Source organism: Euzebyales bacterium, assembly GCA_036374135.1.
GTDB lineage: Bacteria > Actinomycetota > Nitriliruptoria > Euzebyales > JAHELV01 > JAHELV01.
Genome location: DASUUK010000035.1, coordinates 1 through 15,850 on the forward strand (window position 1 = coordinate 1; position 15,850 = coordinate 15,850).

At 69.3% G+C, this 15,850-nt stretch carries 16 protein-coding genes; 5 read left to right on the plus strand and 11 right to left on the minus strand.

All coding sequences use genetic code 11. The features are described from left to right. From VFZ70_05645 to VFZ70_05665, 5 genes are all read right to left on the minus strand, one after another. Positions 1-272, minus strand: a 272-nt coding sequence (locus tag VFZ70_05645) for a nuclear transport factor 2 family protein (GenBank protein HEX6255277.1), incomplete at its 3' end; no start/stop codon positions are given. 91 nt (positions 273-363) lie between these two features. Beyond that, the gene (locus VFZ70_05650; GenBank protein ID HEX6255278.1) at positions 364-1,395 is read right to left on the minus strand and encodes an NAD(P)-dependent alcohol dehydrogenase; all 1,032 of its coding nucleotides are present in this window, start codon (positions 1,393-1,395) and stop codon (positions 364-366) included. Next, positions 1,395-2,255 carry a hypothetical protein gene (locus tag VFZ70_05655; protein HEX6255279.1) on the minus strand — a complete coding sequence of 287 codons (861 nt, stop codon included), beginning with the start codon at positions 2,253-2,255 and terminating at the stop codon, positions 1,395-1,397. The genes VFZ70_05650 and VFZ70_05655 overlap by 1 nt, the downstream gene beginning before the upstream one ends. Continuing rightward, entirely contained in the window at positions 2,252-2,590 is a 339-nt protein-coding gene (locus VFZ70_05660; protein ID HEX6255280.1) for an iron-sulfur cluster assembly protein, read from the minus strand. Before VFZ70_05660 ends, VFZ70_05655 begins: the two co-directional genes overlap by 4 nt. Next, positions 2,587-3,693: an amidohydrolase family protein gene (locus VFZ70_05665; GenBank protein HEX6255281.1), complete on the minus strand. Its 1,107-nt coding sequence runs from the start codon at positions 3,691-3,693 to the stop codon at positions 2,587-2,589. The genes VFZ70_05660 and VFZ70_05665 overlap by 4 nt, the downstream gene beginning before the upstream one ends. Before the next feature lie 893 nt (positions 3,694-4,586). On the opposite strand from VFZ70_05665, the gene VFZ70_05670 reads away from it, so the two are divergent. Next, entirely contained in the window at positions 4,587-5,597 is a 1,011-nt protein-coding gene (locus tag VFZ70_05670; GenBank protein HEX6255282.1) for a zinc-dependent alcohol dehydrogenase, read from the plus strand. A gap of 221 nt (positions 5,598-5,818) precedes the next feature. On the opposite strand, the gene VFZ70_05675 is transcribed toward VFZ70_05670, so the two are convergent. Then, positions 5,819-6,277: a PPOX class F420-dependent oxidoreductase gene (locus VFZ70_05675; protein HEX6255283.1), complete on the minus strand. Its 459-nt coding sequence runs from the start codon at positions 6,275-6,277 to the stop codon at positions 5,819-5,821. 168 nt (positions 6,278-6,445) lie between these two features. Here VFZ70_05675 and VFZ70_05680 point away from each other — a divergent pair, with 168 nt between their 5' ends. The 4 genes from VFZ70_05680 to VFZ70_05695 all read left to right on the plus strand — a co-directional run bounded on the left by VFZ70_05680 (position 6,446) and on the right by VFZ70_05695 (position 11,436). Continuing rightward, complete coding sequence (locus VFZ70_05680) at positions 6,446-6,811, plus strand: metalloregulator ArsR/SmtB family transcription factor (GenBank protein HEX6255284.1); 366 nt, start codon at positions 6,446-6,448, stop codon at positions 6,809-6,811. After that, positions 6,808-7,722, plus strand: a complete 915-nt coding sequence (locus VFZ70_05685) for an SRPBCC family protein (GenBank protein HEX6255285.1) — start codon at positions 6,808-6,810, stop codon at positions 7,720-7,722. The genes VFZ70_05680 and VFZ70_05685 overlap by 4 nt, the downstream gene beginning before the upstream one ends. Positions 7,723-7,996: 274 nt before the next feature. After that, a complete protein-coding gene (locus VFZ70_05690) occupies positions 7,997-9,208 on the plus strand; it encodes an acetyl-CoA C-acetyltransferase (protein HEX6255286.1) in 1,212 nt (403 codons plus the stop codon). A gap of 5 nt (positions 9,209-9,213) precedes the next feature. Beyond that, a complete protein-coding gene (locus tag VFZ70_05695) occupies positions 9,214-11,436 on the plus strand; it encodes an FAD-dependent oxidoreductase (protein HEX6255287.1) in 2,223 nt (740 codons plus the stop codon). An 11-nt stretch (positions 11,437-11,447) separates the two neighbouring features. Here the strand turns inward: VFZ70_05695 and VFZ70_05700 are convergent, their stop codons facing one another. The 5 genes from VFZ70_05700 to VFZ70_05720 form a co-directional block, all read right to left on the minus strand. Then, on the minus strand, positions 11,448-11,810 hold the full coding sequence (locus VFZ70_05700) for a hypothetical protein (protein HEX6255288.1): 363 nt from the start codon (positions 11,808-11,810) through the stop codon (positions 11,448-11,450). After that, entirely contained in the window at positions 11,807-12,670 is an 864-nt protein-coding gene (locus VFZ70_05705; GenBank protein HEX6255289.1) for a hypothetical protein, read from the minus strand. The genes VFZ70_05700 and VFZ70_05705 overlap by 4 nt, the downstream gene beginning before the upstream one ends. An 89-nt stretch (positions 12,671-12,759) precedes the next feature. Further along, positions 12,760-13,554, minus strand: coding sequence for a citryl-CoA lyase (locus VFZ70_05710; GenBank protein HEX6255290.1), 795 nt, complete (start codon positions 13,552-13,554; stop codon positions 12,760-12,762). After that, on the minus strand, positions 13,551-14,729 hold the full coding sequence (locus VFZ70_05715; GenBank protein ID HEX6255291.1) for a CoA transferase: 1,179 nt from the start codon (positions 14,727-14,729) through the stop codon (positions 13,551-13,553). The genes VFZ70_05710 and VFZ70_05715 overlap by 4 nt, the downstream gene beginning before the upstream one ends. Before the next feature lie 185 nt (positions 14,730-14,914). Then, the gene (locus VFZ70_05720) at positions 14,915-15,730 is read right to left on the minus strand and encodes an IclR family transcriptional regulator C-terminal domain-containing protein (GenBank protein HEX6255292.1); all 816 of its coding nucleotides are present in this window, start codon (positions 15,728-15,730) and stop codon (positions 14,915-14,917) included. Positions 15,731-15,850 lie beyond the last annotated feature (120 nt).

The following is a 15,850-nucleotide window of genomic DNA, read 5'->3' on the forward strand; positions in this document are numbered from 1 at the left end:
CCGTCCTCGATGCGGTTCTTGGCCGAGTCGGCCGTCCACTCCAGATACAGGATGTCGTCTTCGAACACGACCTTCGGCAGTTCCCACGAGGCATCCGGCACGGTGTCGATCAACTCCACGAACGCCGCACGTACACCGTCGAGGCCACGCCGGACGGTCCCATTGCCGATGAAGAGCGCGTCGTCGGTGTAGTCCTCGACGATGGCGTCGATGTCCTGGGCTCCGAGGGCCTCCACGTGGTGCTGGAACGTCTCCTGCGGGGTGCGTGCCATGCCCGATCCTCCTTCGTGGCACCCACCGATGTGGCGGAGCGCCGGTTGTCTGTCGCTGCGGTGGCCGCTTCAGGCGGACCGGCGCGGGATGTCAGCTCTCCGGGACGAGGATGCCCCGGCCCTGCAGGCGGCCCTGTTCGAGGTCGTCCATGGCGTCGTTGACGGCATCGAGCGGATATGTGCGCGTGTGGAGCGTGACCTTGCCGCCGGCGGCCAGTGCCATGAGCTCCGCGAGCTCGTTGTAGGAGCCGACGAGGTTGCCGATGATGTTCCGCTCGGTGGAGATGATGTCAATGGTCGGCACGTTGACCGCCCCGCCGTATCCGATGACGTAGTGCGAGCCAGCGCGCCGCGTCATCGTCCAGGCGTCGGCCTCCGCGCCGCGCTCGCCGACGAAGTCGAAGACGACCTCAGCGCCCTGCCCACCGGTCAGCTCCATCACCTCATCGACGTGGGAGCCGTCGGCAAGCACCGTGTGCTCGGCGCCTGTCGACCGGGCCAGGTCAAGCGCCGCGTCGGAGGCATCCACCACGATGATCTCGGCAGAAGTCAGGGCCACCAGCGACTGGATGCCGATGTGCCCGAGACCCCCGGCGCCGATCACGACCGCTCGCGCGCCGGGAGGCAGCAGCGGTACGGCCTTCTTGACGGCGTGGTATGCGGTGAGACCGGCATCGGCGAGCGCTGCGATGTCTGCCGGCTGGAGCGACGGGTCGATCTTGACCGTGGAGCGCGCACCGGTCAGCAGGTATTCCGCCATGCCGCCGTCGGTGTCGATCCCGGGGAACGCGCTGTGCTCGCAGTGCACATCGTCACCGTCCCGGCACGCGCGGCACAGCCCGCAGGTGACGAGGGGATGGAGGATGACGGTGTCGCCCGGTGCCACGTTGGTCACCGCCGAGCCGACCTCCTCGACCCATCCGGCGTTCTCGTGGCCGATCGTGTAGGGCAGCTTGACTCCGGACTTCTCGGCCCACTGCCCTTCATAGATGTGGAGGTCGGTCCGACACAGCCCGGCACCGCCGATCTTGACGATGACGTCGTGCGGTCCTGAGATCGCCGGCTCGGGCACGTCCTCGACGACCGGTCGCTGTTCGTACTCGTGGAGACGGACGGCCTTCATCACTGCTCCGTTTCGCTCGCGGCGGCTCGTTGCATGAAGCGTTCACCCGGCATACCCCACGTGCGGAAGAACTCGCCGGTCGTCCGGCACAGGTCGACGTTGAGACGGTTGCCGGCGCGGATCAGATCGTGCGCCCGTCGCCGGGCCGACGTCACCGCATCACGTGTAGCCGGGCGACCGTCCGCCGTTGCGATCAACGGGGCTTCGGGTCCGACGTCCATCCCCTCGCGGCGACGGCGGGCGACCTCGTCGATCACCGCCTGGCGCGCGGCGAATGACAGGAACGTCACACGCTCGGCGACGCGACCCCGCCGCTGGTCGAAGCGCACGGCCAGCGGCTCCGCCTCGAGATCGGGGATGACGTCGCCGTCCGTGTCGAGGACGCCCAGGTCCCCGAGCCGGACCCGCAGCAGTTCGGCGAGGTACAGGCCCGTGCCGATGAGGCCGAGGAGCACGAGCCGATCGCGTGTGCTGCCGGACGCGATCGGCTGCGGCGTCCCCCGAGCTGGCAATGGTCGCCACGCAACGTCCACGCCGTTGAGGCGGAACCACACCTTCGGGCCCATCGCCAACCCTGCGACGGCGACATCGGTCTGTCCGTCCAGGGCGCGGGACAGCGCCAGGAGTTGCGCTTCCGCGACGCCGGGATTGGCCTGCGCGGTCGCGGCCAGCGCCTCGAGGTCGTCGACCCCCGTCAGCGTGGCGAACCGATCGAGTGCCGGCACCAACGTCCGGATCCACGAGGGTTCACGACAGCGTCGTTCGAGCACGTCGACCATGCGTGCCACGCTCGGCAGCTCCAGCAGCGCTGCCTCGCGGCGCCCAGCGAGTGGCGTCCAGGCACGGGTCGCCACACTCATCGGCGCATCAGTCCGCGCGTCAGAGCTGAGCGATCCCCGTGGTTCATCAACTCGTGCAGTGCGTCCGCCATGAAGTGATCCTGGAGCACCACTTCCACCGACGCGACGCCCGGGACCTTGGACACGCGACGGCGGATCTCCTGCCCGATCGCGCCGGCGAACTTCGCGGGGCACAGCGGAGATGTGAGGTGGAAGTGGACCGTGACATCGCCCCCGTCGACGACGACCTCGTCGAGCAGATCCATGTCGGCGAGCGACATCCGGATCTCCGGGTCCTTCACCGAACCCGCAACTGCGCGGATGCGGTCGAGGTCGATCGGGGCGCCGTTGCTCATCGTGACGTCGTGCCCGTCACCCCGGTATCGACCGCTGGGGGTTCCTCGCCTGGGACGGACGTCGGCCGCACGGCCCGCCCCCCGACGTACTCGGTCCGCCGCTGGGCGAACTCGTCATCGGCGATCGCGGCGAGCTTGGCCTCGACGTCGATGTCGTACAGGCGCGCGATGTTTCCGCCGACGATCTTCTGCTTGATCTCGGGTGTCAGGTCGACCCCGTACTCCTCCTTGAGGTCCTCGGGCAACTCGAAGTTCATCAAGTCGTCGAGCTGCCAGTGGGGGTACCAGATGGGGAAGTCGGTGCCGTAGGTGATGCGGTCCTCGCCGAGCCAGAACAGCAGGTTCGCCATGACGTCCGCGAACCACCGGGGCCGGTTGTGGATGAACGCCAACACGACCGCAAGCCCCGCGTACACGTTGGGGCAGCGTGCCGCCAGCCAGCAGAAGTCGTCGACGCGCGGCGCGCCGCAGTGGTCGATGATGAAGTTGAGTTCCGGGTACAGCCAGGCCGGCTCGTCGATGTCGCGCACGTCGAACTTCGCCAGCGACAGTGGCTCGACTGCGGGACCTTTGTGGAAGAACATGTTCCGCACACCGAGTTCGAGGCATTTCTCGTAGAGCGGGTAGACCATCGGGTCGTTGGCCGACCATCCGCGCGACTCGCCCCGCCACTCGGCCGTGTACCACTTGAAGCCCTGCATGCCGAGCTCGGTGATCTGGTACTCCACCTGCTCGAGGGCGTCGGGGGCGCGCGGATCGACGCCGCCGAGCGGGATGATCCGCTCCGGCGCCCGCGCCGCCAGTTCAGCGTTGCGCTCAGGGTTGACGAACCCGGTGTGGTAGAAGTCCATCAGGACCTGCGTCGACAGGATTGACATGTCGGCCTCGCCGCGGACGAAGACCTCCTCCAGGTACCAGTCGGGGTCGACCTTGCGGAAGACCGTGTCGTAGTCCATCTTCCAGCGCTCGTCCGGCGGATTGAAGCCGTTGTGGAACGCGTAGAACGTTTCGATGAAGGCCTCACCGAAGCGGTTCTTCGTGTTCTCGGGGCTGGCGTCCCAGTAGCCCGTGTGCGCGTCGAGAACGAATGAGCCATCCCTCATGGCCGGCCTCCGCGATCCGAACGGGTTCCCCCGCGGCCGCCCTCGACCACCAACGTGTTCGAAGAGCGGTCTCCGTCGATCGTCACGTCGGTGGCCGAACGTGTCAACAGACAATCCGGGACGCCTGGAGGAGGAGTCGATCGCTTGGGAGTCGGTGTGCTCCGAGCATGCCGTTGCCAGGCTGCCGTCGCGCTGCAACGACGCCCCACCAACCCCAGCTGTCCCTCGATCTGTGATCTTGGCGAGGTCGCCGTCGCCGGCATCACTGCGTCGGGACTGTACGAGCGCACCCGCCGTGGCGACACATTCGCTACGGCTGCACCGCTCCCCCGCGCACCCGTGCAAGGAGTCATCACCGCCTGCCTATGGGCCGGTGGCGACAGTGCCGCCAGCCACGAGGCTGCGCTGGCGGTCCACGGCACTTCCGACGTGATGCCGTCGGCAAGTCCACATCACCGTTCCCCGCGGGCCCCGCGGCCGTCAGGACGGCGTCGTCATCCAAAGCCGCGGCCGCGGCGGGACCCTGCCGACCAGCCTCACGTACCGGAACGGGCTTCTCTACGTCCTGAGCGACGGCGTGCCGGACAACATCAGCGGGTTCACCGTCGACGGTGGCAAGATGCAGCCGCCGTCCGACTCGACGCGTCCCTTGAGCGCCGACTCAACGTCCTTGAAGCGGACGGATCGCTGTCGCCGCTGCCCTTCCTGATCGCCACACCGGCTGGCCTGGCCGGTCTCGCCGCCTATTAGGACCGCACCAGCTGGCGGGGTCGGTCCTCAAGGCAACGGCCCCGCCGCCCGGTTTCCCGTCCCCTGCGGGAGCCTTCTTCGACACGCCCTTGACTCTGTTCGTGGAAGTGAGAGGTTCGAGGGAGCGAGGGAAGGAGGTTGCCATGAAGGCAGCCGTTGCTCATGAACTCGGTGGGCCCCTGATGATCGAGGACGTGCCACAGCCCGAGCCCGGCCGTGGCGAGGTGGTTGTGCAGATCGAAGCATCGGGTCTCTGCCATACCGATATCCACGCGGTCCACGGGGACTGGCCAGTCAAGCCGAAGCTCCCGCTCATTCCGGGGCATGAAGGGGTCGGACGGGTCGTGGCCCTGGGCGAAGGCGTCGAACATGTCTCGGAAGGCGACCGCGTCGCCCTGCCCTGGCTCGGATGGGCGTGCGGTCGGTGCGAGTACTGCGTGGACGGCTGGGAGACCCTGTGTCCGCGTCAGGAGAACACGGGCTACTCGATCCCGGGCTCCTACGCGGAATATGCAAAGGCACACGCGGATTTCGTCGGCCGCGTGCCCGAGGGCATCGATCCGTTCGACGCGGCGCCGTTGACCTGTGCGGGCGTGACGACGTACAAGGCCGTCAAGGTGTCGGGGGTTCGTCCCTCGAACATCATGGCGGTCTACGGCATCGGCGGACTCGGTCATCTGGCCCTGCAGTACGGTCAGGTTGCCGGCGCCTCCGTCGTGGCGGTGGACCTCGAGGACGCGAAGCTCGAGCTCGCCGCCGAACTCGGTGCGTCGGTCACCGTGAATGCCCGCGAGCAGGACCCCGTCGAGGTGATCAACGACCTCGGAGGAGCCCACGCCGCGATCTCCACCGCCGTCTCGCCGAAGGCGTTCGAGCAGGCCTACGGCTCACTTCGTCGCGGCGGAACGCTGGTCTTCGTGGCGTTACCGGCCGACAACGAGGTGCGCCTGCCGATCTTTGAGACGGTGCTCAACGGCACCGCCATCAAGGGCTCGATCGTGGGCACCCGCAACGACCTCGCCGAGGTCTTTCGCCTGCATGCGGCTGGCCGGACGCGCGTGGTCTCCGAACGTGCGGAGCTGGACCGCGTCAACGAGGAGTTCGCCGAGGTCCTGGCCGGCAAGGTCACGGGGCGCCGGGTGTTTGCGATCTGACGCCCTCATGAGCCGAGGGCAGGCTGCGAGGTCCGTCAGCCTGCCCTAGGCGTGACGATCGGCGCGGCCGGGGTCATCGCGTTCAGGTGCGGCGCTCGCCGGGCCGAGGCCGCTGGCGTAGCCCGGCGCGACGACAGGTGACGCGCAGCGGGCAGCGCTGCCAGCGCTCGGCGCGCACCGGCCGGGCCTGATCGCGCTGGGAGCCGGGACCGGCGCGGTGGTCAGTCCGCGAACTCGGGTGGGATCCCGCCGGTCGCCACCGGACCCCAGTCGGTCACGGTGATCGCCAGACAGACCTTGCCGCGGTCGCGCATGGCGGCGCGGTACTCGTCCCAGTCGTCGTGCTCGCCGGCGGCCGCCCGGTAGTAGTCGACCAGGGCCTCAACGCCTGCCTCGCCGTCCAGCACCTCGGCCGTCCCGTACACCTGCACCCACGGTCCGTCGAAGTCGTCACTGAGAACCAGCACCGCGCAATCGGGGTCGCGTCGCAGGTTCTTCGCCTTGGCGCGTGTCGGGTACGTGGAGATCAGCAGCCGCCCGTCGTCTGCCAGCGCCCCGGTGACCGGCGACACCTGCGGTCGGCCGTCCGACCGGGACGTGATCAGCACGTACCGGCGCCGGTCGGACAGAAAGGTGCTCAGCGCGTCGCGGTCGACGGTGTCCTTGGTCGCAATGTTCATGCGGCGATGCCTGCCCGCTGACGCCTTGCAGCGAACCTGCAGGGACGGGTGCCCCGCATCGTCCCGGCGCGCAGCGACGGGTCAACTCGCATCCGGGTAGATGAGATCACGATATCGACAGCACTATATGCTTGTTGCGTTATATAACTGATAGAGTATGCTAACCGCATGATCTCATCGTTCGACGTCATCGCCGAGCCGACGCGACGGCGCATCCTCGACCGGCTCCGTGCCGGTCCGTGCACCGTCGGCGACCTCGCGACCGCGCTCGAGCTCAGCCAGCCGAACACCTCCAAGCACCTGAAGGTCCTCAGGGACGCCGAGCTCGTACGGGTTCGGGTCGACGCGCAACGGCGCTGGTACGTGCTGAACCCGGAGCCCCTGGCACCCGTCGATGCGTGGCTCGCGCCGTACCGGTGGATGTGGGAGGGCCGCATCGACGCGCTGGAGCGGCACCTCGACACGCTGCGCGGTGGAGCGGATCAGGGGCCGGCGGCACCACACGATCGTCATCCGAAGGAGGACCCGACATGACACGAGACGACGAGCTGATGCCGAGGGACGGCCGGTGGGCCGTGCGGCTCGAACGCCGGCTGTCACATCCCATCGACCGGGTGTGGCAGGCGATCACGCAGACCGATCACCTCAACGTGTGGTTCCCGGCCCACGTCGCCGGTGAGATGCGGACCGGCGGACAGCTGACGTTCACGTTCGGCGACACGGCGGACGAGCCCGCGACCCACGGCACGGTGCTGCAGGCGGACCCTCCCGACCTGCTCGTGTACACCTGGGACGACAACGAACTGCGCTTCGAGCTCACCCCCGACGGCGACGCGACGCTGCTGGTCCTCGTCAACACGTTCGACGACCGACCCGGCGCCGCGAGCTTCGCGACCGGTTGGGGCCTGTGCCTCGCCGCCCTCGACCCGGTGCTGCGGGGCGCCCCGGTCCCGGGGCCGGCCGACCCCCGCGGAGTCGCACGTCACGAGGAGCTGGTGAGACGGTTCGGCCTCGACCAGCCCGACGTGACCGAGGACGCAGGCGAGTGGCAGGTCCGCTTCGAGCGCCAGCTGACCTGCGCGGCCGACGTCGCCTGGGACCTGTTCCTCGGTCGTGACCCGCAGACCGGACAGCAGCGCACCGCACCCGATGTCGGGTCACCGCTGAATCCATTCGCGACTCCTCATGTCGTGCTCGGGACGGTGACCGAGGTCGCCGCGCCCTCGGTCCTGGCCTTCGACACCGCACCAGGCGAACCGGGCGACCATGTGCGCCTCGAGCTCGTCGAGGGCACGGGCCACGGCGCCAGGCTCGTGCTCACGATCACGGGACGGTCCGACCATCCCGACGAGCGGCAGGCCGCGATCGACCAGTGGGGCCCCGGCGCCGTCGAGCACGTCGCGCGGGAGGGCGCGGCCCGGGCAGCTGCCCACATTCCCGCGTGAACCCATGCCGCCGTCTCCCGCCGTGTGCGAGGTGCGCGTGGGGGCGAGCGGGCGACCGAGGCCGGGCCGCGAGGAAGATTGCCTCTACTGCCCCATGGTGATCTGCTCTAGCGTCCCTGGCGGGCTCAAGATGCTTCCACCGATGCCGCCAATGAGGTGGCGACCGGCCACCGTGCAGGGTGCCGGCGGGCACGGATATGTCAACGAGATCATCGGCCGCCCGATGGGCTCGTGAGACGACCGGTCCACAGGGGCTGAGCGCCCGGAGGAGCACATGAACGAGGCCTACATCTACGACGCGGTCCGCACGCCGCGCGGCCGAGGCCGCCCGACGGGCGCGTTGCACACGGTCAAGCCGATCGACCTCGTGACGACCCTGATGGACGCGATCCGCGAACGCAACCCGGGGCTGGACGCCACCGGGATCGACGACGTGATCATGGGCATCGTCGAGCCGCACGGCGACCAGGGTGGCGTGCTGCCGCGCACCGCGGCGAACGTCGCCGGTCTCGGTGAGGACGTCGCGGGCACCCAGCTCAACCGCTACTGCGGCTCAGGGCTGGAAGCGGTCAATCAGGCCGCGGCGCGCATCCGATCGGGCTGGGAGGATCTGTTCCTGGCCGGTGGCGTCGAGTCGATGTCGCGCGTGCCGATGTTCTCCGGCGGTGATCCGTGGGCGCTGGACCCGGCCACCAACTACGCCACCGGCTTCGTCCCGCAGGGCATCGGCGCGGACCTGATCGCCACGATCGAGGAGTTCACGCGGACCGACGTCGACGCGTTCGCGGTGCAGTCGCAGGAGCGGGCCGCCAAGGCGTGGGCCAACGGTCACTTCGAGCGGTCGATCGTGCCGGTCGTCGACGTGAGCGGGCAGGTGGTGCTCGACCGCGACGAGCACATGCGTCCCGGCACCACGATGGGCGATCTGGCCGCGCTGACGCCGTCGTTCGCCGCACTCGGTGAACGGGCCGGCTTCGACGCCGTCGCGCTGCAGCGTTACACGCGGGTCGAGCGCATCGACCACGTCCACCACGCGGGGAACTCGTCGGGGATCGTCGACGGCGCCGCACTCGTGCTGCTGGGCTCGGCCGAGGCGGGCTCGCGCCACGACCTGACGCCGCGGGCCCGCGTCGTAGCGGCCGGCGTCGTGGGCTCGGAGCCGACCATCATGCTGACCGGTCCCGCGCCGGCCAGCCGCAAGGCACTGGATCGCGCGGCCATGACGATCGACGACATCGACCTGGTCGAGATCAACGAAGCGTTCGCGTCGGTCGCGCTGAAGCTGATGCGCGAGCTCGGCGTCGACGGGGAGATCACCAACGTCAACGGCGGCGCGATCGCCATGGGACACCCGTTGGGCGCGACCGGCGCGATGCTGCTGGGCACCATGGTCGACGAGCTCGAACGCCGCGACCTCACCACCGCGCTTGTGACACTGTGCATCGGCGGAGGCATGGGCATCGCGACGATCGTTGAACGGGTCTGACCACGGTGAGCTTCGAGACGCTGCGCTACGACCGTGCCCCGGATGGGATCGTCACCGTCACGTTCGACGACCCGGACCGGTCCGCCAACACCATGCGCGCGGCATTCCTCGCGGACTACATCGCGCTCGCACGGCGACTGCGTGACGAGCGTGACCAGGTGACCGGCGTGATCTTCACGTCCGGCAAGCCGACGTTCTTCGCCGGCGGCGACATGCGCGACATGATCCGCACGACGCCGCATGACGCCGCGGCGGTGACGGAGCGCCTGCGGGCGTTCAAGCTGGCGATGCGCACCGTCGAGACGCTCGGCGTGCCGGTCGTCGCCGCGATCAACGGGTCGGCGCTGGGCGGGGGCTGCGAGCTCGCGCTGGTCTCCCACCACCGGATCGCGCTCGACGAGCCGCGGCTGCGCATCGGTCAGCCGGAGGTCACGTTCGGTCTGTTGCCGGGCGCCGGCGGCTGCACGCGCATCCCGCGCCTGCTCGGCATCGTCGATGCGCTGACCCACGTGCTGCTGCGCGGCCAGCAGCATGACCCCGCCCGCGCGCTGGAACTGGGGTTGATCGACGCGCTGGCCACCGACACGGATGGACTGCTGGATCAGGCTCGCGCGTGGATACACGCAAACCCCGACGCCGCGCAGCCGTGGGACCGTCCCGGCTACCGGATCCCTGGCGGCGGACCGGCGCAGCGGTCGTTCGCGACCGACGCGCCTGCGATCCCCGCGACGCTGCGCGCCGAGCTCTCTGGCGCCCACTACGACGCCCCGCACCACATCCTCGCGGCGGTCGTCGAGGGTGCCCAGGTGCCCGTCGACCGGGCGTTCGACATCGAGACCCGTTACCTCGTCGACCTGCTGTGCCACTCGGCGCAGGCCAGGAACATGATGCAGGCGTTCTTCTTCGACCTGCAGGCGGTCAACCGCGGCCGTTCGCGCCCCGAGGGCCACGACCGATGGTACGCGTCGAAGGTCGCGGTGCTGGGCGCCGGGATGATGGGCTCGGCGATCGCGTACCAGTGTGCGAAGGTCGGCATCGAGGTCGTGCTGACCGACGTCGACGCCGAGGCGGCAGAGGCGGGCAAGGGCCACAGCAGCAGGCTCGTCGCACGTGACGTCGAGCGCGGCCGCATCGATCAGGACCGCGCCGCCGCGCTGCTCGCGCACATCACGCCGACAACGGACGCCGCAGACCTGGCGGGCTGCGACCTCGTGATCGAGGCCGTGTTCGAGTCCACCGAGCTCAAGCACCGGGTCTTCGGGGAGGTCGAACCGTGCGTCGCCGACGACGCGCTGCTGTGCTCGAACACATCGACGATCCCGATCACCACGCTGGCAGAGGGCGTGACCCGCCCGGACGACTTCGTCGGCCTGCACTTCTTCTCGCCGGTCGACCGGATGCCGTTGGTAGAGATCATCCGTGGCGCCGCCACGTCGGACGCAGCGCTGGCGAGGGCGTTCGACGTCGTCCTCCAACTGCGCAAGACCCCGATCGTCGTCAACGACTCGCGTGGCTTCTTCACCAGCAGAGTGATCGGCACGTTCCTCAACGAGGCGGTCGCCGCGCTCGGCGAAGGTGTGCATCCGGTAATGATCGAACGGGCCGGACTCGCGGCCGGGTACCCGGCGCCGCCGCTGCAGCTGATGGACGAGCTGACCCTCACGCTGCCGCGCCGCATCCGCAGGGAGACGCAGGCGGCGGCCGCGGCAACCGGCGAGCCGGTGCCGACGCACCCCGCGGACGCGATCGTGGACCGGATCATCGACGAGTTCGGACGCGAGGGCCGGGCCGCCGGCGCGGGCTTCTACGACTACGGCGCCGACGGCGCCCGGATCGGGCTGTGGCACGGTCTGGTCGACCACTTCACCGACGATGCCGCGACCCACATCCATCCCGGCGACGACGACCTGCTGGTCGATCTGCAGGAACGGATGCTGTTCGCCGAGGCCATCGAGACCGTCCGATGCCTCGACGAAGGCGTGATCACCAGCTTCCCCGACGCCAACATCGGGTCACTGTTCGGCATCGGCTTCCCACGCTGGACCGGCGGCGTCGCCCAGTACATCGACCAGTATCCGGGCGGCACCACCGGATTCGTCGCGCGCTGCAAGGTGCTCGCCGAGCGCTACGGCGACCGCTTCAGGCCGCCGGCGAGCCTGGCGGCGCGGGCCCAGGCCGGCGAGCCGCTACGTCCCGAGGACACACGGCTGCCCGCCGCGTCCGCGTGAGGTGGTCGCGCCTACGTCGCGATGTCGGGATACGGCAGCGAGAAATGGGACAGCTTCTCGGCGTACTCGAGCTGGAAGCCGAGCGGCTCGTCGTAGTCGCGCTCGAACATGGCGATGAACAGCGTGAGCGTCAGGAACGGGTGCGCGCCGAGTTCGAACAGCTTCGGGTAGTCGTGGCCGGCCAGCGCCTCGCGCTCGACGTCATCGAACGCGAGCCACGTGCTCGCCTCGCCGCTGTGGCAGTTGAGGATCTCGTTGGCCCTCTCCGCCTCCCACCACGCAACGGTGCCCTCCGGGTCCTCGCGGTAGCGCTCGACGAGGTCCGGATCCCGGTCGACGGTGAACAGGAACTTGTTCAGCAGGTACGTGCTCATGCCGGGACTCCGTTCGGGTACCAGGTGAAGTACGCCTCCATGGTGTGGAACAGGTCGAGGGTGTCGACGTAGTCGGCCTCACCGTCCCCGTCCGCGGCCCCCATCATCAACATGAAGTCCATGAACCCGTGGGTCGCGTTGCCGGGGTTCCACAGGTTGTCGAGCGAGACCTCCTTCGCGCAGCCGTCGATGTCGCAGCTGGCGATCCACTCGACGGCCTTGCGGTCGAACTCGGGATCGGGGCCGTGCGGGCCGAACTGGCGCGGCCCGCCGAGCTCCAGCGACAGATGACCGGTGCCGATGATCGCCACCCGCAGATCGCTGGGCCACTCCTCGACGAGTCGCCGGATCGTGCGGCCGAGCTCCACGAACCGGGACGGCTGCGGCAACGGTGGGGCGAAGATGTTCGTGTAGATCGGGACGATCGGCAGGTCGGCGTCGGGGCGCAGCGTGATGATGGGGCACGTGATGCTGTGATCGATGCGCAGTTCGTTGCTGAACGCAAGATCGAACCCGGCGTCCAGGCCGTGGCGCAGGATGTGCGCCGACAGCTCCTCGTCGCCCTCGAGGCGGAACTTCGGCAGTCCGAACTCGCGTTGCTCGTTGTACCAGTTGGCGTCGTAGAACGGCGCCTTGCCCACGAGGAACTGGGGCATGTTGTCGAGCCACAGCTGGTGGAAGTGGTCCGACCCGACCATCACCAGCAGGTCGGGGTCCGCACGGGTCAGCGTCTCACGGAAACGCTCGATCTTGGCGACCCATTCGTCGGCGAACGGCGGCCGTTCGTCCCCCGTCGACGTGCTGGCGCGGTAGTAGAAGGGGTGGTGGGTGGAGGCGATGACGGCGCACACCTCGGCCATGGCTGTCTCCCTCGCTCGTCGGCTCGGCTCGGTTCTTGCCCGGCGGAGCCGGTCCCCGCGCGTTTCGTGGAACCAGGCTCCGCGAAGTATCAGTCGGACTCCGGTTCATACACGGCATTGCGGTCGATGTGCATGTACATGTCCATGCTCAGCTGTGTCCGGTGCTCCTCCGCCAGCTGACCGAGCAGCCCCGCCGCCCGCGCGAGCAGCGCGACGCCGCGCAGCAGCTCGACCGGCAGATCGAGGTCCGCCAGCGCTGCGCCGCACACCCCCGCCCCGTTGAGCGGCAGCGCCCGGCCCAGGATCTCCGGGTGCACGCGTCCGACCGCTTCGAACAACCGCAGATGCGGTCCGCGCAGCCCTTCCTCGTCAGCGATGCGGATGAGTACCGGCGTGCGCGGGTCCTGCTCCTTGTGGACGGGGTGGCCGAGTCCGGGGATCCGCTCGGAGCGCGCCTTGGACTGCTTGACAGCAGCGCGGGCGATGTCGTCGTAGCGATCGTCTGAGGACGGGGGCTGTCCTACATCCGCCAGCACATCATGCAGCCACCTCCCGGTGTTCTCCGTCACACCGAGGAACCGCGAGCCGCCGCCGAGCAGGCCCGCGGCCATGGCGCCCTGCAACGCGTCCGGAGCGGACAGGTAGGTCAGGCGCGCGGCGATCGCCGTCGGCGTGAACCCGTGGTCGGCGAGCGCGGCGAGCACGGCCTCGAACACGCGCACCTTCGACGGTTCGGGCCGATCCTGGGTCATGAGCCACAGCGCGAGCTCGCCGAACCCGACCTGGCCCATCAGCTCGTCCGCCAGGTCGTGGCCCAGCAGGTAGATCCGCTCGCGGTCCGACGTGCCGAGTCCTGTGGGGTAGCGCGGCTGCTCGCCGGTCACCGGACGCCCTCCTGGTCCGTCGCCAACCAGGCCCGTATGTCGTCGCCATGCTCGTCGAGCACTGGTGGCGGCAGGTCGTAGCGCGCCGGCGTCTCGGAGAAGGTGATGGGGTGACGGACGGTCGGCATCGCCGTGTCGCCCTCACCGACCACGACCACGGGATCGAGCCCGATCTCCTCCGCGAACTCGACCCCGCCCTTGACCGTGTTGATCGGTCCACACGCGACGCCGGCGGCGATCAGATCGTCGAACCACTCCTGGGTCGTTCGCTGACCCAACCGGTCGACCAGGATCGGTCGCAGATCGTCGCGGTTGGCGGTGCGGTCCTGGTTGTGGGCGAACCGCTCGTCGTCCAGCAGTTCGGTCAGCCCCAGCACCTTGCACAGCTTCTCGAACTGGCCGTCGTTGCCCGCGGTGATGATCAGTTCTCCGTCCGCCGTCGGCAACGGCTCGTACGGGAACAGGCTGGGGTGGCTGTTGCCCATCCGCTCGGGGACGACCTCGCCGGCGACCCAAGCGCTGGTCTGGTTGACCATGCCCGACAGCGCGCTGGCCAGCAGGTTGACCTCCACGTGCTGGCCGACGCCCGAATCGCGCCGGTGGTGCAACGCCGCGAGGATGCCGATGGTCGCCTGCATGCCGGTCATGACGTCGAAGACGGAGATGCCTGCACGGTACGGCGGACCGTCCGGCGAGCCGGTGAGGTCCATGAGACCGGACATCGCCTGCACGATGAGGTCATAACCCGGCAGGCTCCGCGCCTCGTCGGAGGTGCCGAACCCGCTGATCGAGGCGTACACGATCCCCGGGTTGCGCGTGTTGACGGTCTCGTAGTCCAGATCGAACTTCGCCAGTCCGCCAGGGCGGAAGTTCTCGACGATGATGTCGGCGCGCCGGGCCAGCTCGTGCGCCATCGCAAGGTCGTCGTCGTCCGTGAAGTCCAGTGCGACCGAGCGCTTGTTGCGGTTGATGGCCAGGTAATAGGTGGAGACGCCGTCGCGGACCGGCGGCATCCACGTCCGCGTGTCGTCACCGCCGGGGCTCTCGACCTTGACGACCTCGGCGCCCATGTCGGCCAGGAGCATTGTGCAGTAGGGACCCGCGAGGATCCGTGAGAAGTCCGCGACCAGCACGCCGTGCAGTGGTCCGCCCGTGGTGGCCGTGCGCCCGTTCATGTCCGCCCTTCCGGCATCGCGTGTCCGCCATGCGGACAGTCGTCCGAAAACGAGTATTCCCGTGCCTCGGCATCATGTCAACGTCGTTCGCGCCAGCGGCCGGCGTCATGGGAGCCCGGCCGGTCCGGGGCGGCGTCAGCCCGCTCGGCGGTCGCCCCCCGCCGCCCCTCGGGCGCCGCCCGGAATCAGAAGGAGCGCTGCGAACCCACCACCAGGTGCGGCGTGGCCCCCAGTCGCGCCCAGTCCGCGCTGATGTCGCTCGCCGTCTGCAGCAGGCGCGGCAGGTAGTCACCGGTCACGCGCTCCAGCGGCGTCTCGGCGGCGTGCACCGTGACGTTCATCGCCGCGACGACCCGGCCGTCGCCGTCGCGCAACGGCGCCGCGACGGACCTGATGCCGGCGGCGAGCTGCTCGTCGGTGACGGCGTAGCCCTGCGCGCGGACCTGTCGCAACGCGATGTCACGTTCGTCGCGATCCGGCCGCCAGCTCGGCGTGATGCCCGAGCGGCTGCGCTCGGCGAGCACGTCATCGACCTCGCCCGGCGGCAGGGCCGCCAGCAGCACCTTGCCGAGCGAGGTCTGCAGCGCCGGGAACCTCGTGCCGATGCTCACGGCGAACGTGATGATCTTCGGCACCGACACACGGGCGACGTAGACGATGTCCGACCCGTCGAGCTGTGCGATCGACGAGGACTCGTGCGTGTACGCGACGAGCTGCTCCATGTGAGGGCGCGCGATGTCCCACAGCCCCATCGAGCGCACGAACGCGACACCGAGGTCGAGCACCCTCGGCGTCAGGGTGAACGCGCCCTCGTCGTTGCGGACGTAGCCGAGCTCGACGAGCGTCAGCAGGATGCGACGCACCGTCGGTCGCGCAAGGCCGGTCGCCGCTGCCAGCTCGCTCAGCGTCATCCGCCGACGGTCCTGCTGGAAGGCGGTGATGACGTCCAGCCCTCGCGCGAGCGCCTCGATGAAGTCGGGCCCCGCGCTGCGGCGCGCCATCGGTGACCTCCCACTCGTCGGTGCGGTGTGCCGCGTGACTGGGCTCCCGGTCCCGCGGCGGTCGACCCTTGACACGATCGACTGGGTCGCATCATACTCGCCCGACCGCTGTGCGGACAG

Bases quoted from the DNA above. Each gene is read 5' to 3' on its own strand.
- VFZ70_05650 (HEX6255278.1), bottom strand. From the start codon at position 1,395: ATGAAGGCCGTCCGTCTCCACGAGTACGAACAGCGACCGGTCGTCGAG.
- VFZ70_05655 (HEX6255279.1), bottom strand. From the start codon at position 2,255: ATGAGTGTGGCGACCCGTGCCTGGACGCCACTCGCTGGGCGCCGCGAG.
- VFZ70_05660 (HEX6255280.1), bottom strand. From the start codon at position 2,590: ATGAGCAACGGCGCCCCGATCGACCTCGACCGCATCCGCGCAGTTGCG.
- VFZ70_05665 (HEX6255281.1), bottom strand. From the start codon at position 3,693: ATGAGGGATGGCTCATTCGTTCTCGACGCGCACACGGGCTACTGGGAC.
- VFZ70_05670 (HEX6255282.1), top strand. From the start codon at position 4,587: ATGAAGGCAGCCGTTGCTCATGAACTCGGTGGGCCCCTGATGATCGAG.
- VFZ70_05675 (HEX6255283.1), bottom strand. From the start codon at position 6,277: ATGAACATTGCGACCAAGGACACCGTCGACCGCGACGCGCTGAGCACC.
- VFZ70_05680 (HEX6255284.1), top strand. From the start codon at position 6,446: ATGATCTCATCGTTCGACGTCATCGCCGAGCCGACGCGACGGCGCATC.
- VFZ70_05685 (HEX6255285.1), top strand. From the start codon at position 6,808: ATGACACGAGACGACGAGCTGATGCCGAGGGACGGCCGGTGGGCCGTG.
- VFZ70_05690 (HEX6255286.1), top strand. From the start codon at position 7,997: ATGAACGAGGCCTACATCTACGACGCGGTCCGCACGCCGCGCGGCCGA.
- VFZ70_05700 (HEX6255288.1), bottom strand. From the start codon at position 11,810: ATGAGCACGTACCTGCTGAACAAGTTCCTGTTCACCGTCGACCGGGAT.
- VFZ70_05705 (HEX6255289.1), bottom strand. From the start codon at position 12,670: ATGGCCGAGGTGTGCGCCGTCATCGCCTCCACCCACCACCCCTTCTAC.
- VFZ70_05715 (HEX6255291.1), bottom strand. From the start codon at position 14,729: ATGAACGGGCGCACGGCCACCACGGGCGGACCACTGCACGGCGTGCTG.
- VFZ70_05720 (HEX6255292.1), bottom strand. From the start codon at position 15,730: ATGGCGCGCCGCAGCGCGGGGCCCGACTTCATCGAGGCGCTCGCGCGA.